General features: G+C 70.7%; 20 protein-coding genes. 14 read left to right on the forward strand and 6 right to left on the reverse strand.

Features of this window, described 5'->3' with window-relative positions:
- Positions 1–7: 7 nt before the first annotated feature.
- Entirely contained in the window at positions 8–1,021 is a 1,014-nt protein-coding gene (locus ACIBTU_RS07030; RefSeq protein WP_399124898.1) for a LacI family DNA-binding transcriptional regulator, read from the reverse strand.
- Positions 1,022–1,255: 234 nt separating this feature from the next.
- Between ACIBTU_RS07030 and ACIBTU_RS07035 the strand changes: the two genes are divergently transcribed.
- The 10 genes from ACIBTU_RS07035 (at position 1,256) to ACIBTU_RS07080 (ending at position 11,517) form a co-directional block, all read left to right on the forward strand.
- On the forward strand, positions 1,256–2,545 hold the full coding sequence (locus ACIBTU_RS07035) for an extracellular solute-binding protein (RefSeq protein WP_399124899.1): 1,290 nt from the start codon (positions 1,256–1,258) through the stop codon (positions 2,543–2,545).
- Positions 2,546–2,621: 76 nt separating this feature from the next.
- Entirely contained in the window at positions 2,622–3,527 is a 906-nt protein-coding gene (locus ACIBTU_RS07040; RefSeq protein WP_399125368.1) for a carbohydrate ABC transporter permease, read from the forward strand.
- Positions 3,524–4,354, forward strand: a complete 831-nt coding sequence (locus tag ACIBTU_RS07045) for a carbohydrate ABC transporter permease (RefSeq protein WP_399124900.1) — start codon at positions 3,524–3,526, stop codon at positions 4,352–4,354. The genes ACIBTU_RS07040 and ACIBTU_RS07045 overlap by 4 nt, the downstream gene beginning before the upstream one ends.
- A gap of 92 nt (positions 4,355–4,446) precedes the next feature.
- On the forward strand, positions 4,447–5,817 hold the full coding sequence (locus ACIBTU_RS07050) for a glycoside hydrolase (protein WP_399124901.1): 1,371 nt from the start codon (positions 4,447–4,449) through the stop codon (positions 5,815–5,817).
- Positions 5,818–5,843: 26 nt separating this feature from the next.
- On the forward strand, positions 5,844–6,884 hold the full coding sequence (locus ACIBTU_RS07055) for an endo-1,4-beta-xylanase (protein ID WP_399124902.1): 1,041 nt from the start codon (positions 5,844–5,846) through the stop codon (positions 6,882–6,884).
- Positions 6,881–7,927: a Gfo/Idh/MocA family protein gene (locus ACIBTU_RS07060; RefSeq protein ID WP_399124903.1), complete on the forward strand. Its 1,047-nt coding sequence runs from the start codon at positions 6,881–6,883 to the stop codon at positions 7,925–7,927. Before ACIBTU_RS07055 ends, ACIBTU_RS07060 begins: the two co-directional genes overlap by 4 nt.
- Entirely contained in the window at positions 7,924–8,784 is an 861-nt protein-coding gene (locus ACIBTU_RS07065; RefSeq protein WP_399124904.1) for a PmoA family protein, read from the forward strand. Before ACIBTU_RS07060 ends, ACIBTU_RS07065 begins: the two co-directional genes overlap by 4 nt.
- Positions 8,781–9,527, forward strand: coding sequence for a cupin domain-containing protein (locus tag ACIBTU_RS07070; protein ID WP_399125369.1), 747 nt, complete (start codon positions 8,781–8,783; stop codon positions 9,525–9,527). Before ACIBTU_RS07065 ends, ACIBTU_RS07070 begins: the two co-directional genes overlap by 4 nt.
- Complete coding sequence (locus ACIBTU_RS07075) at positions 9,524–10,996, forward strand: non-reducing end alpha-L-arabinofuranosidase family hydrolase (protein WP_399124905.1); 1,473 nt, start codon at positions 9,524–9,526, stop codon at positions 10,994–10,996. The genes ACIBTU_RS07070 and ACIBTU_RS07075 overlap by 4 nt, the downstream gene beginning before the upstream one ends.
- Positions 10,997–11,175: 179 nt before the next feature.
- On the forward strand, positions 11,176–11,517 hold the full coding sequence (locus ACIBTU_RS07080; protein WP_399124906.1) for a GNAT family N-acetyltransferase: 342 nt from the start codon (positions 11,176–11,178) through the stop codon (positions 11,515–11,517).
- A gap of 29 nt (positions 11,518–11,546) precedes the next feature.
- Here ACIBTU_RS07080 and ACIBTU_RS07085 read toward each other — a convergent pair whose 3' ends face one another.
- Together ACIBTU_RS07085 and ACIBTU_RS07090 are read right to left on the reverse strand one after the other, a co-directional pair.
- Positions 11,547–12,848, reverse strand: a complete 1,302-nt coding sequence (locus ACIBTU_RS07085; RefSeq protein ID WP_399124907.1) for an alpha/beta hydrolase — start codon at positions 12,846–12,848, stop codon at positions 11,547–11,549.
- Between the two features lie 148 nt (positions 12,849–12,996).
- A complete protein-coding gene (locus ACIBTU_RS07090) occupies positions 12,997–13,782 on the reverse strand; it encodes an IclR family transcriptional regulator (RefSeq protein ID WP_399124908.1) in 786 nt (261 codons plus the stop codon).
- A 127-nt stretch (positions 13,783–13,909) separates the two neighbouring features.
- Between ACIBTU_RS07090 and hutH the strand changes: the two genes are divergently transcribed.
- From hutH to ACIBTU_RS07105, 3 genes are all read left to right on the forward strand, one after another.
- Positions 13,910–15,445 carry a histidine ammonia-lyase gene (gene hutH / locus ACIBTU_RS07095; RefSeq protein WP_399124910.1) on the forward strand — a complete coding sequence of 512 codons (1,536 nt, stop codon included), beginning with the start codon at positions 13,910–13,912 and terminating at the stop codon, positions 15,443–15,445.
- Positions 15,446–15,652: 207 nt separating this feature from the next.
- Entirely contained in the window at positions 15,653–18,373 is a 2,721-nt protein-coding gene (locus tag ACIBTU_RS07100; RefSeq protein ID WP_399124911.1) for an aminotransferase class I/II-fold pyridoxal phosphate-dependent enzyme, read from the forward strand.
- A gap of 116 nt (positions 18,374–18,489) precedes the next feature.
- Positions 18,490–19,059: a HutD family protein gene (locus ACIBTU_RS07105; protein ID WP_399124912.1), complete on the forward strand. Its 570-nt coding sequence runs from the start codon at positions 18,490–18,492 to the stop codon at positions 19,057–19,059.
- Positions 19,060–19,158: 99 nt separating this feature from the next.
- On the opposite strand, the gene hutG is transcribed toward ACIBTU_RS07105, so the two are convergent.
- Both hutG and hutU read right to left on the reverse strand, forming a co-directional pair.
- Positions 19,159–20,094 (reverse strand): formimidoylglutamase, encoded by a 936-nt coding sequence (gene hutG / locus ACIBTU_RS07110; protein ID WP_399124913.1) that lies wholly within the window; start codon positions 20,092–20,094, stop codon positions 19,159–19,161.
- A complete protein-coding gene (gene hutU / locus ACIBTU_RS07115; protein ID WP_399124914.1) occupies positions 20,091–21,776 on the reverse strand; it encodes a urocanate hydratase in 1,686 nt (561 codons plus the stop codon). Before hutU ends, hutG begins: the two co-directional genes overlap by 4 nt.
- Positions 21,777–21,983: 207 nt before the next feature.
- Here hutU and hutC point away from each other — a divergent pair, with 207 nt between their 5' ends.
- Entirely contained in the window at positions 21,984–22,760 is a 777-nt protein-coding gene (hutC, locus tag ACIBTU_RS07120) for a histidine utilization repressor (RefSeq protein ID WP_399124915.1), read from the forward strand.
- 33 nt (positions 22,761–22,793) lie between these two features.
- On the opposite strand, the gene ACIBTU_RS07125 is transcribed toward hutC, so the two are convergent.
- Positions 22,794–23,666 carry an IclR family transcriptional regulator gene (locus ACIBTU_RS07125; RefSeq protein ID WP_399124916.1) on the reverse strand — a complete coding sequence of 291 codons (873 nt, stop codon included), beginning with the start codon at positions 23,664–23,666 and terminating at the stop codon, positions 22,794–22,796.
- Positions 23,667–23,748 lie beyond the last annotated feature (82 nt).

Below are 23,748 nucleotides of genomic sequence, written 5' to 3' on the forward strand. Positions count from 1 at the left end.
GGTTCTCCTAGGAACGAGGCGGGGCGGTGGAGAGGCGGACCTTGAGCTCGGTCGAGAGCTCCATCCGAGGGCTGACCAGGGGCTGGTCCTCCAGAAGCTGGAACAGAGTGCGGGCGGCGACCCGGCCCATCTCCTCCAGCGGCTGACGCACCGTCGTCAGCGGCGGCGACAGCCAGTCGCACATCGGCAGGTCGTCGAAGCCCACCACGCTGAGGTCCTGAGGGATGCTCAGGCCTGCCTGCCGGGCGGCTTCGTAGACACCCATCGCCTGCTGGTCGCTGCCGGCGAAGACAGCCGTCGGCGGGTCGGGGAGAGCGAGCAGCTCCTGGGCGCACCGGAATCCGCCCTCGTGCTGGAAGTCGCCGAACCGGATCAGCTCGCGGTCGACCTCGATCCCGGCCCGCTCCAGCGCGGCCCGGTACCCGTCGATGCGGGCCTGGCTGCACAGCATCTCCTTGCGCCCCCCGATCGTGGCGATCCGGCGATGCCCCAGCTCCAGCAGGTGCTCGGTGGCGGCGAGGCCACCGGCCCAGTTGGTCGCCCCGACGCTCGGCACGCCGTTGCCCGGCAGGTCGATCGGGTCGATGACGACCAGTGCCACCCCGGCCCGTTCGACCTGGGCACGCTGGGCCTGGGTGACCGAAGCCGTGACGAGGATGACGCCGTCGCTGTGATGAAGGACCGGCAGCGCGGCCCAACTCGACGGCGTGGCCTCGCCCGGCGGGACGAGCGACACGACGGTGCCGACGCTGCGCTGGGCGCACTCGGCCTCGACGCCGCGCAGGATCTCCACCGCCCAGGCGCTGTCCAGACCGCCGATGATCAGATCCACGAGACCCGATCTGCGGGCTCTGCCCTGCCGGCCGGGCGGGAGGTAGTTGTGGGCTTGTAGCAGGCCCTCGATCCGCTCGCGTGTCGAGGGTGCGACATCGGAACGGCCGTTGATCACCTTGGACACAGTGGCCTGGGAGACCCCTGCCTCCGCGGCGATGACGGCCAGGGTCGGGCGCTGCTCGCTCAACTTCTCTCCTCTGCGGAGTTGCCTCCGCCTTCCGACAGATATCGCAAACTTTCGATGAGTCTCTGGGTGGCCAGACCTGCTTGTCAAGCCTGCCAACAACCGCTGTTCGCAGATTATTTGACGCGAGGTCTTGACCGGGAAGGCTCCTGTTTCTAGTTTGTGGCAGCGCAGAATTCGAGAGTATTTCGAAAAATTTTCGGGCGCATATCGGCGTTCCCGACCCCCGGAGGTCCCATGGCCAGCACCCTCCCGAGCCGACGAAGCTTCCTGGCGCTCTCGGGCTTGACCGCACTGTCCGTCTCCCTGACCGCGGCCTGCGGATCCGGTGGTTCCGGCGGCGCGTCGGCCGACGGCAAGGTCGCCCTGGAGTGGTGGAACATCGCCACCACGGAGCCGGGCAAGTCCCTCTTCCCGAAGATCTCCACGGCGTACACGAAGGCTCACCCGAAGGTCGCGATCAACACGACCTCTCTGGAGAACGAGGCGTTCAAGTCCAAGCTGACCGCCACCACGTCCTCGGGCAAGCTCCCCGACGTCTACCAGACCTGGGGCGGCGGCGTGCTCCAGCAGCAGGTCGACGCGGGGCTCGTCGAGGACCTCACCGACCTCATGGACTGGTCGTCGCGGCTCTCCCCGGTCTCGCTCTCGCCCTACAAGATCGACGGCCGCATCTACGGAGTCCCGTACGACATCGGCATGGTGGGCTTCTGGTACAACAAGAAGCTCTTCGCCAAGGCCGGCATCACCACTCCACCGGCCACGTGGACCGCCCTCCTCGACGACGTGAAGAAGCTCAAGGCCGCGGGCATCACCCCGATCGCCCTCGCCGGCAAGGAGAAGTGGCCCGGCCACTACTACTGGGCCTACCTCGCGATGCGTGTCGCCGGGCTCCCCGCACTCCAGAAGGCCGCGACCACCAAGGACTTCACCGCCCCCGGCTTCGTCGAGGCGGGCGAACACCTCAAGGAGCTCGTCGACCTCAAGCCGTTCCAGCAGGGCTTCCTCGGCGCCGGTTACGCGACCCCGGGCGGCCAGGCCGCGACCATGGGCAACGGCAAGGCCGCCATGGAGCTCATGGGGCAGTGGGGACCGTCGGTGCAGAAGGACGCGGGCGCCGACCTCGGAGCTGACCTGGGCTTCTTCCCCTTCCCGACGGTCGACGGCGGTGTGGGGCGGGCGACCGAGGTCTTCGGCGGTGGCGGCGGCTTCGCGCTGCGCAAGGGCGCCCCGAAGGAGGCCCTGGACTTCCTGAAGTACTTCGTCCTGGACAACGAGTCCAAGCTGCTGGCCTCCAACGGCTACCTGCCGGTGGTCAAGGGCGCGGAGAGTCAACTCACCGACGCCAACAAGAAGGTGGTCGCCGAGAGCCTCGTCAAGGCCACGGGCTTCCAGCTCTTCCTCGACCAGGCCTACCCGCCGGCGGTCGGCCAGGAGGTCAACGACAGTGTCGCCGACCTCATAGCGGGCAAGAAGACCCCCGAGCAGGTCACGGCGTCGATCACCGAGGCTGCGAAGAGTGCCTAGCTCCGTGTCCACCCTGACCGAGGAACGCACGGAGAAGTCCGTGGCGAAGACCGCGCCGCCGCCCGCCCGTTCCCGCCTGACCCGGTGGGGTGCCTGGGCGTCGGTCGCCTGGTTCCTCGTACCGGCCCTGGTCCTCTTCCTCGTCTTCGTCCTCGCCCCGATCGTCGTCGCGGTCTGGACCGGATTCTTCAAATGGGGCGGCATCGGCCCCATGGACGACTTCGTCGGCTTCGGGAACTACACCAGGCTCTTCGACGACCAGGTCTTCCTCGGCGACCTGGGGCGCGGGCTCTACCTGATTCTCATGTCGGTCCTGGTGCAGCTGCCGTTCGCCCTGTTCACCGCGGTCCTGCTCAACCAGAGGCTCCGCGGCCGGGCCGTCTACCGGATGCTGTTCTTCGCGCCGTACATCCTCTCCGAGGTCGTCACGGCCGTCCTCTTCACGATGATCTTCCTGCCCGGCGCCGGCATGGCCGACCACATCGTCGGCTTCTTCGGCCTCGAGGACCTCCAGGGCAAGTGGCTCGCCGATCCCTCGACGGTCATCCCGACCCTGTTCGTCGTCATGATCTGGAAGTACTTCGGCTTCCACATGATGCTGTTCCTCGCCGGGCTGCAGAGCATCCCGTCCGAGATTCTCGAAGCCGCCGCCATCGACGGAGCCGGCGCCTGGCAGCGCTTCCGGCACATCACGCTGCCGCTGCTCGGACCGACGATCCGGATCAGCGTCTTCCTGTCGATCATCGGGTCCATCCAGCTCTCCGACCTCGTCTGGGTCATGACGGCCGGCGGGCCCAACCACTCCTCCGAGACGATGGCCATCGCGATGTTCCAGTTCGGGTTCAAGCGGTACCAGGTCGGCTACGCCAGCGCGATCAGCGTGGTGCTGTTCATGATCAGCCTCGTCTTCTCCCTCTTCTACCAGCGGTATGTGCTCCGCCGTGACCTGAGCGGCGCCGTGACCTCAGGAGGTGACCGATGAACGCCCGTCGGACGGTACGCGGTCTCTCGCTGCACGCCGTGGTCTGGCTGATCGCCGCGTTCGTCGCCGTACCGCTGCTCTACGCGGTCATTTCCGGATTCAAGAGCACCGCGGAACTGACGAACAATCCGTTCGGGCTGCCGTCGCAGTGGAAAATCTCCAACTACACCGGAATTCTCGGTGACGGCATGTTCTGGCGGCAGATCGCCAACAGTGCGGGCATCGCGATCGGTACGACGGTCTGCACCGTGGCTGCCTCCGCGATGGCGGCTTTCGTTCTGGCCCGGTACGCCTTCCACGGACGGGAGTTGTTCTACACGCTCTTCACCATCGGGCTGATGTTCCCGTTCGCCGTGGCCGTCCTGCCGCTCTTCCTCATGCTGCGCACCTTCGGCCTGCTCGACAATCCGCTCGGAGTGATCCTCCCGCAGGCGGCCTTCGGGCTCCCCATGACGATCGTGATCCTGCGCGGTTTCTTCCGGACCATCCCGGCGGAGATCGAGGAGGCCGCCACCATGGACGGCTGCGGCAAGTTCCGCTTCTTCTGGCAGATCCTGCTGCCGATGGCGCGTCCGGCGCTCGGCACGGTCTCCGTCCTCGCGGTCGTCGCGAGCTGGAACAACTTCTTCCTGCCGCTGCTCGTGTTCAACGACCCGAAATGGCAGACGATCCCGGTCGGCGTCCAGCAGTTCCAGGGCCAGTACTCCACCGACTACGCGCTCGTCCTCGCGTACATCGTCCTCGCCATGGTCCCCGCCCTCGCCTTCTACGCGGTCGCCGAGCGCCAGCTGATCGGCGGACTCACCGCCGGCGCCACCAAGGGCTGACCCGCACGCGCCACCAAGAGCTGACCCCTCCCGCGTGACCTCCACCCCGAGGAGACCCTGTGAAACGCCTGACCGCCCTGACGGCCGTCATCATGTTAGCGCTCACATCGCAAGCGGCGGCCGACCCCGCCCCCGCGCCGCCGCCCGCCGAACGCGTGCGCGCCGGCATCGACTTCGGCGCCGAACTCCAGACCGTCGACGGATTCGGCTTCTCCATGGCCTTCCAGCGGGCCGACCTGCTGCACGGCGCACGCGGCCTCAGCCCCGCCAAGCAGCGCGAGGTGCTCGACCTGCTGCTCAGCAAGGAGAAGGGCGCCGGCCTGTCGATCCTGCGCCTGGGCATCGGGTCGTCGACCGACCGGGTCTACGACCACATGCCGACGATCCTGCCGACCGATCCCGGCGGACCGGACGCCACACCGAAGTACGTCTGGGACGGCTGGGACGGCGGCCAGGTCTGGCTCGCCAAGGAGGCCAAGGCGTACGGCGTGAAACGGTTCTACGCCGACGCCTGGAGCGCCCCGGCCTTCATGAAGACCAACGGCAGCGAGAACGACGGCGGCGAGCTGAAGCCCGCATGGCGTCAGGCCTACGCGAACTACCTCGTCCAGTACGCGAAGTTCTACCGGCGCGAAGGCATCAGCATCACCGACCTGGGGTTCACCAACGAACCCGACTGGACGGCGACCTACGCCTCGATACGCTTCTCCCCGCAGCAGGCCGTCGACTTCCTCAAGGTCCTCGGGCCGACCGTCCGCACGTCCGGACTGAAGACGGACCTGGTCTGCTGCGACGTCGCGGGCTGGGACCGGCAGGTCGCCTACACCGAGGCCATCGAGGCGGACCCCGTGGCAGACAAGGCCGTGCGCACCATCACCGGCCACCGCTACAGCGGTCCGACCGCGGTCCCGCAGCCCACCGACCAGCACGTGTGGATGTCGGAATGGTCGCCCGACGGCACCACCTGGAACGAGAACTGGGACGACGGCAGCGGCTACGACGGCCTCGCCGTCGCGGCCGACATCCAGAACACCCTGACCGTCGGCAACGCCAGCGCCTACGTCTACTGGACCGGCGCCTCCCCCGGCGCGACCCGGGGGCTCATCCAGCTCGCCAACCCCGGTGACGACTACCGGGTGTCCAAGCGGTACTGGGCACTGGCCGCCTTCAGCCGGTTCATCCGTCCCGGCGCCGTCCGCGTCCCGGTCTCGAACGCCGACCCGGCACTTCAGGTCACAGCCTTCCGTAACACCGGCGGACACCGCGTCATCGAGATCCTCAACACCGCGACCACCGAGAAGTCCGCCGACTTCGCTCTCCGCGGCGGGCACGACCGGCGGCCCGACGCCTACGTCACCGACGAGACCCGCTCGGTCACCCCGGCCGATGTCGCCTCCACGCACGGTACGACCCTCACGGCCAGGCTCGCCCCGCGCGCGCTGACCACCGTCGTCCTCGACTGAACCGTCCCGCACCCGAGGAGTCATCCATGCCCGTGTCCCGGCATCTCATCGCCCTGTCCGCCGCCGTCTGCCTCGCGGCCGGCCTCGCCGCAACGCCCGCGACCGCCGAGCCCCGCCCCAGAACGCTCGCCGAACTGGCCCGGCAGCACCACAAGTACTTCGGCTCCGCCACCGACAACCCCGAGTTCACCGACGCCGCCTATCTGAAGCTCCTCGGCAGCGAGTTCGGGCAGACCACCCCCGGCAACGCCATGAAGTGGGAGACCACCGAACCCCGGCGCGGCGTCTTCGACTTCACCGCCGCCGAAGAGGTCATGAGTTTCGCCAAGGACCACCACCAGAAGGTCCGCGGCCACACCCTCGTCTGGCACAGCCAGCTCCCCGCCTGGCTCACCGAGCGCAGCTGGACCGCCGACGAACTGCGTTCCGTCCTCAAGAACCACATCCAGACGGAGGTCCGGCACTTCAAGGGCCGGGTGATCCACTGGGACGTCGTCAACGAGGCCTTCAACGAGGACGGCACCTACCGCGAGTCGCTCTTCTACAAGACGCTCGGCCCCGGCTACATCGCCGACGCCCTGCGCTGGGCCCACGAGGCCGACCCGCACGCCAAGCTGTACCTCAACGACTACAACGTCGACGGCGTCAACGCCAAGAGCGACGCCTACTACAAGCTCATCAAGCAGTTGAAGGCCGACGGCGTCCCGGTGGAGGGCTTCGGCCTCCAGGGCCACCTGGCACTCCAGTACGGCTTCCCCTCCGGAGTCCAGGAGAACATCCAGCGCTTCGCGGACCTCGGGGTCGAGGTCGCGGTCACCGAGCTCGACATCCGGATGCAGCTCCCGGCGACCCCGGAGAAGCTCGCCACCCAGGCGACCTGGTACGCCGACTACGTCAAGGCCTGCCTGGCGGTCAGGAAATGCGTCGGCGTCACCATCTGGGACTACACGGACAAGTACTCGTGGATCCCCGGAGTCTTCCCCGAGGAGGGCGCCGCGCTGCCCTACGACGAGAACCTCGAGCCCAAGCCCGCGTACCACGCGATCAGGAAGGTGCTGGGCGGATGATCAGAACGGCGATCGTCGGAACGGGCGGGATCGCCGGCATCTGCCACGTCCCCGCCCTCCGGGCCCAGGCCCACCGGGCCGAGATCGTGGCGGCCGTCGACGTGGACGCCGGGCGCGCCGAGGCGTTCGCGGCCGAGCACGGCATTCCCGCGGTCCACACCGACCTGCGCACGATGCTCGATGAACAGCGTCCGGACGTCGTGCACCTGTGCACGCCGCCGTACCTGCACGCCGAACAGGCCGTGGCCTGCCTGGAGTCGGGCGCGTGGGTGTGGTGCGAGAAGCCCGTGGCTCTGTCGCTGGCCGAACTCGACCGGATCCAGGCCGCCGAAGGGCCCGCCTTCGCCGGCGCGGTGTTCCAGCACCGGCACGGCTCGGGAGCCGGCTACCTCAGGGACCGGATCGCGGCCGGGACCCTGGGCCGTCCGCTGGTCGCGCAGTGCGTCACGGCGTGGTACCGCGACGACGTCTACTACGACGTGCCCTGGCGCGGAACCTGGGTGAGCGAGGGCGGCGGCCCGACCATGGGCCACGGCATCCATCAGATGGATCTGATGCTGTACGTGCTCGGCGAGTGGGCCGAGGTACGCGCGATGGCAGGCCGCCTGGACCGCGACGTCCAGACCGAGGACGTGTCCACGGCCCTGGTCCGGTTCGAGAACGGAGCCGTCGCGACGGTCGTCAACAGCGTGCTGTCCCCGCGTGAGGAGAGCTACCTGCGCTTCGATCTCGCCGACGCCACGGTCGAACTGCGCCACCTGTACGGCTACTCCAACGCGGACTGGACGTTCACCGCCGGCTCTTCCGGCGCGAAGTGGGAGCCGCCGGACGACCTGCCCAGCTCGCACACCGCCCAGCTCGCCGACTTCCTGGACGGCTACGAGACGGCGACCCGGCCCGACCTCGGCAGATCCACGATGGAACTCGTCACCGCCCTGTACAAGGCCGCGATCACCGGCCGGCCGGTCCGGCGCGGTGAGATCGACTCGGCCGACCCCTTCTACGGCTCACTCCACGGGGGACGCCCGGAGGTGTTCCGATGACCTTCGAACTCATCGAGGACGAGGACTCGTTGACCGTCCGGGCCCGCGGCGTCGACCTCTTCCGGTATGTGCACCGGCCGGTCATGGACCCCTTCGAGGCGCCGAAGCCCTATCTGCATCCGGTGCGCACGCTCGCCGGCGACGTGGTCACCGGATACCGGCCGCACGACCACCGCTGGCACAAGGGCATCCAGTTCACGGCGTCATGGGTGTCGGGGCAGAACTTCTGGGGCGGCGGCACCTATCTGCGCGGCCAGGGCTACGTCGACCTGCCGAACCTCGGCACGATGCGCAGCCTCGCCGTGTCCGCCGAAACGGGACATGGCCGCGCCGTGATCACCGAGGACCTGGCCTGGCACACGATGGCGGGGGAGCACTGGATCGACGAGCACCGCACGCTGACCGCACGCGACGTCGAGGCCGACTCCTGGACCCTGGAGATCACCACCGCGCTCACCAACATCCGCGACACCGCCCTGATGTTCGGCAGCCCCGGCACACAGGGCCGAGATCTCGCTGGATACACGGGCCTCTTCTGGCGCGGCCCGCGCGACTTCACCGGCGGCCACGTGATCGGCCCCGGGATGGGCGAGAAGGGCGACCGGCTGGCCTTCGTCGGCACCCACGACGAGGTCGACCGCTCCTCCACGCTCCTGTTCCTGGACGATCCGGACGCCCCCTGCCGCTGGTTCGTCCGCAGCGAGCCCATCCCCGCCGTCAACCCCTCGCTGGCGTTCGACGAGGAACTGCCGCTGGCCCCGGGTGACACCCTGGCGCGCCGCTACCGGATCGTCGTGGCCGACGGCGCGTGGACCCCGGAGCGCCTCTCCCGCCACGTCGAGGACCATCCGTGGTGACCCCGCTCCCCGGCGGCGTGGGGATCTCCGGGTTGACCGTGTACGACTGGGAGGCCGCCGACGGGCTGTGCGGCGGCACACCCCACATGCACCTCGTCTGCTCCGAGGCCTACGTCGTCATCGGCGGCGAGGGCAGCGTCCATACCCTCACCACCTCCGGCTTCGCCGACACCCGGCTGTGCCCCGGCGACGTCGTCTGGTTCACCCCGGGAACGATCCACCGCCTCGTCAACGCCGGCGGCCTGCGCCTCGTGGTGCTCATGCAGAACAGCGGGCTCCCCGAGGCGGGCGACGCCGTCTTCACCTTCCCCGCGCCCGTCCTCGCCGATCCCGACGCCTACCAGGCGGCGGCAGTCCTCACGGGAGACCACGCCGCGGCGGCGCGCCGCCGTCGTGACCTGGCACTCGAGGGCTTTCTGGCCCTCCGCGAAGGCGGGCTGCGGGAGTTCCACACCGCGGCCCACCGCCTGAAGAGTGAACTCCTCGACGCCTGGCGGATCCGCTGGCGCGACGGCGCGCTGGAGGCGGCCCTCATGACCGGCCGCCAACTGGAAGCACTGAAGACCGGAGACCTCTCCCACCTCGATCACGGCGGAGTGTCGCGCCTCGAGCGCCCCGAGGACCCGCTCTTCGGCATGTGCGGCCTCCTCCACCCCTATCCCGTCACCGCCCTTCCGACGCGGCCGCCACGCGGTGCGTCGGGGTCCCCCCACCTCCGTTCCCCGAAGGAGCTCTCGTCGTGAGATTTCGCCATCCACCCCTGGTCCTGGGGCTGGTCCTCGCGGTCCTGTCGTCCTTACTGCTGGGGGCCACCCTCCTCGGCGCCCCGCCCGCCGCCGCGGCGACCGTCGACACCAACGCCTCGTACGTACTGGTCAACCGCAACAGCGGCAAGGCCCTGGACGTCTACAACCTGGCGACGAGTGACGGCGCCCGCATCACCCAGTGGACGAGGAACGACCAGAACCAGCAGCAGTGGCAGTTCGTCGACTCAGGCGGCGGCTACTACCGCGTCAAGTCCCGCCACTCCGGCAAGGTCCTGGACGTCCAGAACAGTTCCACCGCCAACGGCGGCCCGATCGTCCAGTGGACCGACCTGAACGCCACCGACCAGCAGTGGCGGCTCGCGGACAGCTCCGACGGCTATGTGAGGCTCATCGCGCGCCACAGCGGCAAGGCTCTCGAAGTGCAGGGCGCGTCCGCCGCCGACGGCGCGAACATCGTCCAGTACGACGACTGGGGCGGCGCCAACCAGCAGTGGCGTCTCGTCAAGGTGGCCGGCGGCGACTCCGACACGTGCGCTCTTCCCTCGATGTACCGTTGGTCGTCGACGGGCGCGCTGGCGCAGCCCAAGGCGGGATGGGCCTCGCTCAAGGACTTCACCGTCGCCCCCTACAACGGCAAGCAGCTCGTCTACGCGACGACGCACGGCGCCGCGGGAACGGGGGTGGGCTGGGGCTCGATGAACTTCACCCCGTTCTCCGACTGGTCGCAGATGGCCTCGGCGAGCCAGAACACGATGGCGAGCAACACCGTCGCGCCCACGCTCTTCTACTTCGCGCCGAAGAACATCTGGGTGCTCACCTACCAGTGGGGCAGGACCGCCTTCTCCTACCGGACGTCCACCGACCCCACCGACCCGAACGGCTGGTCGGCGGAGCAGGAGCTCTTCTCCGGAAGCATCGCCGACTCCGGAACGGGCCCCATCGACCAGACGCTCATCGGCGACGGCACGAACATGTACCTGTTCTTCGCCGGTGACAACGGCAGGATCTACCGGGCGAGCATGCCGATCGGGAACTTCCCGGGGAGCTTCGGCTCGTCGTACACGACGGTCATGAGCGACACGACGAACAACCTGTTCGAGGCCCCGCAGGTCTACAAGCTCAGGGGCCAGGACCGCTACCTCATGATCGTCGAGGCGATCGGCTCCCAGGGCCGGTACTTCCGCTCGTTCACGGCCACCAGCCTGAACGGCACATGGACACCCCAGGCCGCGACCGAGAGCAACCCCTTCGCCGGCAAGGCCAACAGCGGCGCCGGCTGGACCAACGACATCAGCCACGGCGAACTGATCCGCACCGGCGCCGACCAGACCTTCACGGTCGATCCCTGCAACCTGCGGTTCCTCTACCAGGGCCGCGATCCCAACTCGGGCGGCGACTACGGCCAGTGGCCCTACCGGCCGGGGCTCCTGACGCTGCAGCGCTGACCCGCCGGAACATCGTCGGCCGTGCCCACCCGGACATCGCCGACGCCCGTGCGGCCTGGCACGATGCCTCCGAGCGCTTCGGTCACGTCGAGGGCCGCGCGGCGACCGGTCCCCGGCGCCCGCTGTCCCGACGTGACCGGCACGCCCCGCGAGAACCCCGCACCGAGAGGACCCCGGTCATGACCGAGCCCGCCGCCACCCCCGTAGTCCAGCACGTCGACGCCCGACACCGTTACACCATCGAGGTCGACGGCAAGCCCGCCGGCTTCACCGCCTACCGGGACCGTGACGACCGCCGGGTCTTCTTCCACACCGAGATCGACGACGCGTTCGCCGGCCAGGGCCTCGCCGCGATCCTCGTCCGCGAGGCCCTCGACGACGTCCGCGCCGCCGGCAAGCGCATCGTGCCCGTGTGCCCGTACGTGGCGAAGTTCCTGAAGAAGCACGAGGAGTACACCGACATCACGGACCCGGTGACCCCGGACACCCTGACGTGGCTGGACGCCCAGCTCAAGCACTGAGCGTCCCCGACCCCCGGCCCGCGCGGTGACTAAGGCCGCCGGGCCGGGGCCTTGGCGTCGCCCTCGTCCTCGTCCTCACCCGCCGCCGCGCTCGCGGCCGGCTCCGGAGCCGAGGGCGAGGACGATGGTGACGGCTTCGCGCTCGGCCCGGCCGGGGGACGCCGGCCCGGCGTCGTGTCCTGCGGGAACGTGAGCTGCTTGCCCATCCACTCCATCGCGGGCTCGATCTCCCGCAGCCACGTCGTGAAGTGGTGGCTGCCGCGCGGCAGGATGATCCGCGCCGAGGTCATCGGCGGCCGCACCGCGTCGAGGAACCGCATCGTGTCCGGGTAGTCCTTCTCGCCCTCACGGCTGCTCGCCAGGAGCACCGAGACGCGGGGGACCGGCAGATGCCCGAGCCGCCAGATCAGATCGTGGCTCTGCCTGCGCTGCTGCGCACGCGGCCCGCTGCCGAACAGCGAACCCGTCGTCAGGTCGTCCTTGATGGCGTAGTCGGCGGACAGCGCGGCCGCCGACGTGTACGTCCGGGGATTGCGCAGCGTCAGCTGGAGCGCGCAGGAGCCGCCCGACGAATACCCCAGAGCGCCCCACGCGCTCGCGTCGTGCCCGATCCGGTACGCCGACTTCAGCGCCTCCGGCAGGTCCCGGGTGAAGAACGTCTCCGCCTGCGGACCGCCCGGCACGTCCACGCACTCGGTGTCGCGCGGCGGCGCGATCGTCGGCCGCACCATCACCACGATCGTCGGCTGCATCCGGCCCGCACCCTGCAACCGTGCGGCCGTCTGCGGCACCTGGAGGAACTGGGCCAGGTTCATGATGCCGCCGGGGTAGCCGCTGATCGCCACGATCACCGGGAACCGCTGGCGGTGGAACTGCCGCTGGAAGTACTGCGGCGGCAGATACACGAACGCCGGGTTGAGCGCGTGCGAGCGCCGCCCCACGATCCGTACCGACTCGACCTTGCCCGCCCGCTCCGGCGGTCCGACCGGCAGTCCCTTCACCCGGTCCAGGCCCTGCGGCCCGGCCGGCTGGACCAGGGCGCCCTGCGCCACGGCGACCCCGGAACCGCCCGCGCCCGCGATCTGCGCGGGCGCCGTCGGCACGTCACCGAGCAGCTCGTCCCAGCTGCCGTAGAACTCGAAGTCCGCGTTCACCATGACCGCGCACGCGGTCAGGATCGCCGTCTGCGTCACGCCGATGGCGGCCAGTCTGCCGAGCACGGACCGGGTGCCGCGCCGCGCGAGCCGTGGCCACCCCCACACCGTCAGCCCCACGCACACGACCGCGAGCAGCACCGTCATGCACTCCAGCGCCCGACTCGTCAGGCCCATCTCCGCTCCACCTCTCGCCGGGGACAGGGCGACTCCCGCCCGGGGCAGCTTCCGTCGGAAAAGAGGCCAGGAGCGGGAGGCGGGTTGGGGCAAACGGGTGTTTTTGTACTTCCCTTTCCCCGCTCTTACGTGCCCGCGGGGTCGCGCCCTACGGGGCGGGGGCGCCCGGCGCGGGCGCCGCACCGCCCACCCGGCGGGTCAGCTCGCGGGCCGTGTGCGCCACGTGCCCGGCGATCCGCCGCCGCTCCGTCTCGTCGACCGCCTCGTCCGGGAAGGTCACCGAGACCCCGGCGATCGGATGCGCGTGATGGTCCAGGACGGGTGCCGCGACCGAGGACAGGCCCGGCGTCACCTCGCCCTCCTCCGTCGCGTAGCCGCGCCGCCGCGCCTGGGCCAGCAGGGTGCGCAGCGCGGTCAGCGTGGCCGGACCCGCGCCGTGCCGCTGCACGAACGCCGAACGGTCGGGGAACAGGGCCCGCACCTGCGCGGGCGGCAGCAGGGCGAGCACCGCCCGGCCGCTCGCCGTCAGCGTGGCCGGAAGGCGCACCCCGACCTCGGAGACCAGGGGCGGACGGCCCGGGGCGCGCTCCTCGATGACGTAGATGACCTCGCGGCCGTGCAGCACCGCCAGGTTCGCGTTGTGCCCCGTGCGGTCCACGAGCGAGGCGAGCGGGGCCCGCGCCAGCCGCTGGAACGGGGCCTGGCGCTCGTACCCGGAGGCGAGCTCGAAGGCGCTGACGCCGAGCCCGTAGCGCCGCTCCTCCGGCAGATGCACCACGAAACCGTCCGCCGCGAGGGTGTCCAGGAGGTGGTACGTCGTCGAGCGCGGAAGTCCCACGTCGCGGCTGATGGAAGCCGCGGGCACGGGCGCGGCCTGGCGGGCCAGATAGCGCAGCACGGCCAGGACCTGCGCCGCAGCAGGGACGATGCTCATGCGCCGAGACTAGACCAGACGCCGCTCAAACCATGTGTCTGGGATCCCAGACCGAGAGTCTTGGATCCCAGACACAACACGTCTCCCAGGACTCGCGAGCGGCGTCTGCCTGCGGCTTCATAGGTACATGACCGTTGTTGTTGGTGTCGGTGCCCTCTCCGCCGACGAAGTTGTGTCCGTTGCCCGCCACAGTGCCCAGGTGTCGCTCTCGCCCGAGGCCCTCAAGGAGATCGCCCGCAGTCGCGAGGTCATCAAGGCCCTCGCCACCGACGTCAAGCCCCACTACGGCGTCTCCACCGGCTTCGGCGCCCTGGCCACCCGCCACATCCCCAACGAGCTGCGCACGCAGCTCCAGCGCAGCCTCGTGCGCTCGCACGCCGCCGGCTCCGGCCCCGAGGTCGAGCGCGAGGTCGTCCGCGCCCTCATGCTGCTGCGCCTGTCCACCCTCGCCACCGGCCGCACCGGCGTCCGCACCGAGACCGCCGAGGCCTACGCCGCGCTCCTGAACGCCGGCATCACCCCGGTCGTCCACGAGTACGGCTCGCTCGGCTGCTCCGGCGACCTGGCCCCCCTCGCGCACTGCGCGCTCGCCGTCATGGGCGAGGGTGTCGTCCGCACCGCCGACGGTGAGAAGAAGCCCGCCGCCGAAGCCCTCGCCGCCGCCGGCATCACGCCGGTCGTCCTCGAGGAGAAGGAGGGCCTCGCCCTCATCAACGGCACCGACGGCATGCTCGGCATGCTCGTCCTCGCCGCGCACGACCTGCGCAAGCTGCTGCGCACGGCCGACATCGCCGCCGCCATGAGCGTCGAGGGCCAGCTCGGCACCGACGCCGTGTTCGCCGCCGACCTGCAGGCCATGCGCCCGCACCCCGGCCAGGGCGACAGCGCCGGCAACCTGCGCTCGCTCCTCGCCGACTCGGCGATCATCGCCAGCCACGCCGGCCCGGACTGCACCTACGTCCAGGACGCCTACTCGCTGCGCTGCACCCCGCAGGTCCACGGCACCGCCCGTGACACCCTGACCCACGCCGAGCTCGTCGCCTCCCGCGAGCTCGCCAGCGCCGTCGACAACCCGGTCGTCACCCTCGACGGCCGCGTCGAGTCCAACGGCAACTTCCACGGCGCCCCCGTCGCCGCGGTGCTCGACTTCCTCGCCATCACCGTCGCGGACGTCGCCTCGATCTCCGAGCGCCGCACCGACCGCTTCCTCGACCCGGCCCGCAACCGCGGTCTGAACGCCTTCCTGGCCGACGACCCGGGCGTGGACTCCGGCCACATGATCGCCCAGTACACCCAGGCCGCGATCGTCTCCGAGCTCAAGCGCCTGGCCGCCCCGGCCTCCGTGGACTCGATCCCCTCCAGCGCCATGCAGGAGGACCACGTCTCCATGGGCTGGTCGGCCGCCCGCAAGCTGCGCCGCGCCATCGACGGCCTGAACCGCGTCCTGGCCGTCGAGCTCTACACCGCCGCCCGCGCCCTGGACCTGCGCGCCCCGCTGACCCCCGCCCCGGCCACCGCGGCCGTGCGCGACGGTCTGCGCGCCACCGTCGAGGGCCCCGGCACCGACCGCTGGCTCGCCCCGGAGATCGAGGAGGCCGTCCAGTACGTCGCCTCCGGCCGCGCCCTGGCCGCCGCCGAGTCCGTCACCGGCTCGCTCGTCTGATCAGGACGCACTCCGTCCCCACACCTCCCGGGTCCGGCGGGACCCGGAGGTGTGCCGGGCCCTGACCGCCCCTTCCCCTCGCACCACCCTCAAACGCGACGGGAAGGGCCGGTCAGGCCCCGGACCGCTGCCACCCACGCCTCGCCACACTTCGCGCCCTCCCCGTCCGCGGCGGGCCGGGCAGCCCTCAGAAGGAGCCAGTTCCCGGTGAATGACCTGCCGACCGCCACGGTGCACAACAGCGTCGGGCAACTGCGCGCCGACGCCTGGAGCTCCCTGACGGACCTCACCCACCGCCTCGCTACGCAGGGCGCGGACCACCACCCGCACACCGTCGCGGGCATCGAGGAGCTCATCGACCTCCTCACCCCCATCGAGCACTGCTGGGCCTTCCCGGGCCTGCCCGCCCTCAGGGAACTCTCCGCCCTGCTCGACGAGGGGGACCACCGCCACCTCGCCCAGCGCGCCGACGAACTCGACCGCGCCCTGGCCGGACACCGGCACCGCGGCACCGCCCCGCACACCGCCGCCACCCCCAGCGGCTGCGCCGACGAGAGCGCCGAGGCGCCGTACACCACGCCGGCGCCCTCCACCCCGTACTTCGAGGTCCTCGTCGTCGGCGATCTGGACGCCGCCGAGGAACAGGCCCTGCGCGCCGAACTGCGCCGACTGCGCCGCCCCGACGACGAGTTCGCCTACGAGATCGTCGTCGCCCCGAGCTTCGAGGACGCGGTCATCACGTCGCTGGTCAACTCCAGCCTCCAGGCCGTCGTCGTCCGCGACAGGTTCACCGACCGCTCCCGCCACGACCTCAGCGTCGTGCGCCGCTTCTTCGACGAGTCCGCCGACGCCCCGGCCGCCACCCCCGACGACAGCAACGAACAGGTCCGCGCCCTCGGCGACCGCCTCCTCGCGCTGCGCCCCGAACTCGACCTCTACCTCGTGTCCGAGCGAGCCGTCGAGTCCACCGCGGGCCGCCTCAGTCGCCGCTTCCGGCGCGTCTTCCACGCCCGCGAAGGCCTGCTCGAACTGCACCTGTCGATCCTGCACGGCATCACCGAGCGCCACCGCGCCCCGTTCTTCACCGCGCTGCGCGCCCACAGCCGCAAGCCCACCGGCGTCTTCCACGCCCTGCCGGTCTCCCGCGGCGCCTCGGTGTTCAACTCGCCCTGGATACCGGAGATCGCCGACTTCTACGGCACCAACATCTTCCTCGCCGAGACCTCCGCCACCTCCGGCGGACTGGACTCCCTGCTGGCCCCCACCGGCCCGCTCCGCGAGGCCCAGGACCTGGCCGCCGAGGCCTTCGGCGCCCGCCAGACCTACTTCGTCACCAACGGCACCTCGACCGCCAACAAGATCGTCGTGCAGGCCATGGTCCGCCCCGGCGACATCGTGCTCGTGGACCGCAACTGCCACAAGTCCCACCACTACGGACTCGTGCTGGCCGGCGCCCACGTCGTCTACCTCGACGCCTATCCCCTCGACGAGTACGGCATGTACGGCGCCGTCCCCGTCGAGGAGATCAAGCGCAAGCTGCTCATGCTCAAGCGCGAGGGCGTCCTGCACCGCGTCAAGCTGCTGATGCTCACCAACTGCACCTTCGACGGCATCGTCTACAACCCGACGCGCGTGATGGAGGAGTGCCTGGCCCTCAAGCCGGACCTGGCGTTCCTGTGGGACGAGGCCTGGTTCGCCTTCGCCCGCTTCCACCCCGTCTACCGCCGGCGCACCGCGATGGCCTCCGCCCGCACCCTCACCGACCGCTACCGCGACCCCGCGTACGCCGACACGTACGCCGCCCACCGCGAGAGCCTCGGCGAGGACCCGGACGACGAGACCCTCGCCACCACCCGGCTGCTGCCCGACCCCGAGCAGGTCCGCGTCCGCGTCTACGCCACGCAGTCCACGCACAAGACGCTCACCTCGATGCGCCAGGGCTCCATGGTCCACGTCTTCGACCAGGACTTCCGGCACAAGGTCGCCGAGGTGTTCCACGAGGCGTACATGACGCACACCTCGACCTCGCCCAACTACCAGATCCTCGCCTCCATGGACCTGGGCCGGCGCCAGGCCGTCCTGGAGGGGTACGCCCTCGTCCAGAAGCAGCTCGAACAGGCCGGAGTGCTCCGCGACGCCGTCGACCAGCACCCGCTGCTCAGCCGCTACCTGCACGTCCTCACCACCCCCGAGCTGATCCCGCCGCGCTTCCGCTCCTCCGGCATCGAGCAGCCGCTGCGCACGGGCCTGGCCCGGATGGAACGGGCCTGGGAGGAGGACGAGTTCGTCCTCGACCCCACCCGCGCCACCATGCACATCGGCCGCACCGGCATCGACGGCGACACCTTCAAGCACGACCTCCTGATGGACCGTCACGGCGTGCAGGTCAACAAGACGACCCGCAACACGCTGCTGTTCATGACGAACATCGGCACGACCCGCAGCTCCGTCGCCTACCTCATCGAGGTCCTCGTGCGCATCGCCGAGGACCTGGAGGAGAACGTCGGCGAGATGAGCCCGCACGACCTCGCCGTGCACCGCGGCCTCGTCACCGGCCTCGGCACGGGCTCCGCGGCCCTGCCGGACTTCAGCGCCTTCCACCCGGCGTTCCGGCCGAGCCCGCGCACCCCCGAGGGCGACATGCGCGCCGCGTTCTTCCTCGCCTACGACGACACCGAGTGCGAGCACCTGTCCATGGAGGCCATCACCGACGCGATGGCCGAGGGACGTACCGTGGTCTCCGCCACGTTCGTCACCCCGTACCCGCCCGGCTTCCCGGTGCTGGTGCCCGGACAGGTCGTCAGCAAGGACGTCCTGACGTACATGGCCGCCCTCGACACCCGCGAGATCCACGGCTACGACCCGGAGGCCGGCTACCGGGTCTTCACCGAGGCCGCCCTGGAGGCACGGCACACCGCCGAGCGCTAGGACAGCCCCAGAACCATCGCGTACCTCCTCTCCCGCAGCCCCAGGCCGCGGGGGAGGAGGACGCGTTTTCCCACCGCACCTGAACACGACCGGACCGGAAGGAACCCCTCCCCCTCATGGCACCTCAGATCCTGCGCGCGCACGAGCGGACCCCCGCACCGTGGAAGAACGGCGGCGGCATCACCACCGAGGTCCTGGCCCACCCCCAGGGCGCCGGCACCGACGACTTCGTGTGGCGGATCAGCGTCGCCGACGTCGCGACCAGTGGCCCCTTCTCGGCGTTCGAGGGCATCGACCGCGTCATCACCGTCGTCGAGGGACCGGGCATGGCCCTCACCGTCGACGGCACGGAACACGTCGTCGACACCCGCTACACCCCGCTCGCCTTCTCCGGCGACGCCACCACCGACTGCCGGCTGCTCGACGGCCCCATCGTCGACTTCAACGTGATGGTCCGCCGCACCGACGCCAAGGCCGAGGTCTCCATCGAGCGCCGCTACACCGTGCTCCACCCGGCCCCCGGGACCCGCGTGTTCGCGATCGTCCTGGAGGGCTCCGCGACCCTGTACCGGGACTCGGTCACCCTCGGCCGGCTCGACGCGGTCCTGCTCCAGGACGACGACGACCCCGCCGACATCGCGGTCGACGGGGTCCTCGCGGTGGTCGCCCTCACGGACGTCCACTGAGCCTCGGGCAAGCAGCCGAACAGGGTGGGAAAAGCCGCGGCCGCCAGGCCGCGGCTCTCGCATGCCGGGCGACCTGGCGGCCTGTTCAGGGGGTGAGCGTCACGCCCAGGTGGTGGCCGTGCGGTGCACGAGACGGGCAGCGGCCCGCGCCGTGCGCCCGTCGACGTCGAACTCGGGGTTGAGCTCGGCGACATCGACGACCACGAGCTTGCCGCTGCGCGCGACCCGCGTGCACACCCGCTCGACGACCTCCATCGGCACGCCGTACGCGGCGGGCGCGCTGACCCCGGGGGCCACGGCCGCCGGCAGCACGTCGAGGTCGATCGTCAGATGCACGAGATCGCAGCTCTCGAGGAACGCGTCGACGAACGCGTCCACCCGCGACGCGTCCAGCACACCGCACTCGGTGTCCGGCAGATACCGCACCCCGAGCGACTGGGCGGTGCGGAACAGCGCCTGCGTGTTGGCGGCCTGACTGATGCCGAGCACCCAGTAGTCGAGGTCCCGGCCGTGCCGCGCCTCGCTCTGCGCCATCTGCAGGAACGGCGTGCCCGAACCGGGCCGCACGTCGTCGCGCAGATCGAAGTGCGCGTCGAGGTTCAGCACCCCGAGCCGCCCGCCGGCTCGCACGGCCCGCGTCTGCTCCAGACCGCTGTACGTGCCGAACGCGACCTCGTGACCGCCGCCGAGGACGACCACCTGGTGACCGCGGTCGACCAGGTGCGCGACGGCGGCGCCCAGGCGCTGCTGCCCCGTCTCCAGAGCCCGCAGCGGCCTGGGCAGCGCCATCGAGGCGAGGGCCCGGCGCAGGGCCGCCGGACCCTGCGCGGCGCCCTGGCGCCCCTTGTTGCGGCGCACGCCCTCGTCGCTGGCGAACCCGACGAACGCGAGGTCCCCGGGCTCGGTCAGCTCGATGTCGAGCTCGACCGCGTGGTGCCACCGGAGGTGCTCGGCGCCGGGCCCGTCGTCCCGGCCCGACCAGGGCCGGGCCGGGACGACGGCGACCGCCGGAGCGGCCTCCGGGTGCGTGCTCACGCCGAGTGGTCCCCGGACTCCGTCATCGGGACGCGGACACCGCGCTCCTTGGCGACCGAGGAGGCGTACTCGTAGCCGGCGTCGACGTGCCGGATGACACCCATGCCGGGGTCGTTCGTCAGGACGCGCTCGAGCTTGCGCCCGGCGAGCTCGGTGCCGTCGGCGATGCACACCTGGCCGGCGTGGATGGAGCGGCCCATGCCGACCCCGCCACCGTGGTGGATCGAGACCCAGGAAGCACCCGAGGAGGTGTTCACGAGGGCGTTGAGCAGCGGCCAGTCGGCGATCGCGTCGGAACCGTCGAGCATCGACTCGGTCTCGCGGTACGGGGAGGCCACCGAACCGGAGTCCAGGTGGTCACGGCCGATGGCGACCGGGGCGGAGAGCTCGCCGGAGGCGACCATCTCGTTGAACTTGAGGCCGGCCAGGTGGCGCTCGCCGTAGCCGAGCCAGCAGATGCGCGCGGGCAGACCCTCGAACGCGACCCGCTCGGCCGCCATGTCCAGCCAGCGGTGCAGGTGCTTGTTCTCCGGGAACAGCTCCTTGATCGCCTTGTCCGTCTTGGCGATGTCCTCCGGGTCACCCGAGAGGGCGGCCCAGCGGAACGGGCCGAGGCCCTCCTCGAACAGCGGGCGGATGTGGGCCGGGACGAAGCCGGGGAAGTCGAAGGCGCGGTCGTAGCCGGCCTTGCGGGCCTCGTCGCGGATCGAGTTGCCGTAGTCGAAGACCTCGGCGCCCTTGTCGAGGAAGCCGACCATGGCCTCGACGTGCAGGGCCATCGACTTGCGGGCCTTCTCGGTGAAGCCCGCCGGGTCCGCCTCGCGCTCCTTGTGCCAGTCGGCGACCGAGATGCCGACGGGCAGGTAGGCCAGCGGGTCGTGGGAGGAGGTCTGGTCGGTGACGATGTCGATCGGGGCGTCGCGGCGCAGGAGCTCCGGGAAGATCTCGGCGGCGTTGCCGACGACGCCGATGGACAGGCCGCGGCGCTCGTCGCGGGCCTTCACGGCCAGCTCGAGCGCGTGGTCCAGGTTGTCGGCCTTGACGTCGAGGTAGCGGGTGCCGATGCGGCGGTCGATACGCGTCTCGTCGACGTCGACACAGATCGCGACACCGTCGTTCATCGTCACGGCCAGCGGCTGCGCGCCACCCATGCCGCCCATGCCGGCGGTCAGCGTGATGGTGCCGGCCAGGGTGCCGTCGAACTTCTTGCGGGCGACGGCGCCGAAGGTCTCGTACGTGCCCTGCAGGATGCCCTGCGAACCGATGTAGATCCAGGAACCGGCGGTCATCTGGCCGTACATGGTGAGGCCCTCGGCCTCGAGCTTGCGGAACTCCTCCCAGTTGGCCCAGTCGCCCACGAGGTTGGAGTTGGCGAGGAGCACACGGGGAGCCCACTCGTTGGTGCGCATGACACCGACGGGCTTGCCGGACTGGACGAGGAGGGTCTCGTCGTCCTTGAGCGTCTTCAGCGTGCGGACGATCGCGTCGTACGCCTCGTGGTTACGGGCGGCCTTGCCCGTGCCGCCGTAGACGACGAGGTCCTCGGGGTGCTCGGCGACCTCGGGGTCGAGGTTGTTCATGAGCATCCGCAGGGCGCCCTCCTGCTGCCACCCCAGGGTGTTCAGTTCGGTGCCGCGGGGGGCCCGGACGACGCCCGGCGCTGCGTGGGAAGGGGTGGTCATGTGTGCTCCTCAGGGGGATCGAGCGGTTGTGCACCCTCATGACATGCGAGCGGCGGTCGCGGAACCAGCGGCGGCGCCCGCATTTCTCGGATCCGAGACGCTTCCCGGGCGAAGGACCTGACGAGGGACCAACGGCCCGTCCGTACGGAGAACCGCTCCCATAGGATTCGAAGCAGGCAGGAGCAGGCTGGCGCGCAGGGGGAGCGGATGGCGAGGACGGTGGGCGGCGTGGTCGTGGACCCGGCGGAACTGGCCCGGTGGTACGAGCAGGGCGCGGGCGGAGCCGTGCCCGCGTACCAGCGCGTCAAGGAGCTCGTCGAGCGCCAGATCCGGGACGGTCACTGGAGCGAGGACGACGCGCTGCCCTCGGAGAGCCAGTTCGTCGACGCCCTCGGTCTGTCCCGCATGACGGTCAACCGCGCGCTGCGCGAGCTCGCCGCCGACGGCGTCATCCGGCGCGTCATGGGCGTGGGCAGCTTCGTCGCGCAGCGCAAGGCCAGCTCGGCGCTCCTGGAGGTCCACAACATCGCGGACGAGGTCCGCAGCCGCGGCCACCGCTACGGGGCCCGTGTGCTGTCCCTGGCCGCGGAGCCCGCCGACGAGCGCACCGCCGCGCACCTCGGGCTCGGCAAGGGCGCCCCCGTCTTCCGCTCCCGGGTCGTGCACCTGGAGGACGGCGTGCCGCTCCAGCTGGAGGACCGCTCCGTGAACCCGGCCTTCGCCCCCGGCTACCTGGACCAGGACTTCACGCTCCAGACCCCGTACGCGTTCCTCTCGAAGGTCGCGCCGCTGGGCCGGGGCGAGCACATCGTGGAGGCGGTCCTCGCCTCGCCGGAGGAGTGCGCGATCCTCGACGTCGCGCCCGCCGAGCCGTGCCTGCTGATCCAGCGCCGCACCTGGTCGCGCGACGCGCTCGTGAGCATCGCCCGCCTGCTCCACCCGGGCTCCCGATACCGCCTGGAAGGCGCGTTCGCGACGCACTGAACGACGTACTGAACGCCGTACTGAGGCCTCATCTCAGTGGGCGGGGCCGGCTCCCGTCGCATGGCCCGTCGCCGGGCCCGCGGCCGTCGTCGGCGTGTGTCCGGAGACCGCGGCCGTCAGCCGCGCCGCTCCCTGCGCCAGCGTCTCCCGCACTTCCTCGGTGTCGTGCCGGCCGTGATGGCGGCGCCAGGTCGTGCTGATCGCGGCGACCGGCCGCTCGTTGTGGTCGAACGAGGCCACCCCCATCGAGCAGAAGCCCTGCGACACCATCTCGACCTCCTGCGACCAGCCGCGCTCCCGCTCCCGGGCCAGCTCACCGGTCAGCTCCGGCAGCGAACGCGGGCCCCGGCCGGTGCGGGTGGTCAGATCGCCGGGACGGGAGAACAGCGCTCGCAGCTGCGCCTCCGAGGTGTGGGCGAGGATGGCGCGCCCGTTGGCCGTCAGATGGGCCGGCAGGCGCACGCCGACATCCGTCACAAGTGCGATGTCGATGTCCCCGGCGCGGGCCGGCGGACGCTCCTTGAGGAGGTAGACCGTCTCCGCGCCGTGCAGGATCCCGAGGTGCACGGTCTGGCCGAGCCGGCTCGCGACCGTACGCAGGATCGGCCGGGCGAGGCGCTCCAGCGGCTCGTGGCGCAGATACGCCGAGCCGACCTCGAAGGAGGCGACCCCGAGCCCGTAGGCCTGCTCCGACGGCACGTACGTGACAAAGCCGCGATCCGCGAGGACGGTCAGGATGTGGTACGCCGACGAGCGGGGAAGATCCAGGTCACGCGCGAGGGTCGCGGCCTGCACCAGGCCGGGGCGACCGGCAAGGTATACCAGAATGTCGAGGGCCCGTCCGACGGCGGGGGAGGCGCTGGAGGATGTGCGGGGCGACGGCTTGCGCTCATTTCGCTCATTCATCGGACCACCTCTTGACGCGCCTGTATAGACAGGAATATACAAGCTGACGTTCGTTGTCGGGAGCTCGGAAAAGCAGGTCGAT

Source organism: Streptomyces sp. NPDC050145, assembly GCF_044460245.1.
Lineage (GTDB): Bacteria > Actinomycetota > Actinomycetes > Streptomycetales > Streptomycetaceae > Streptomyces.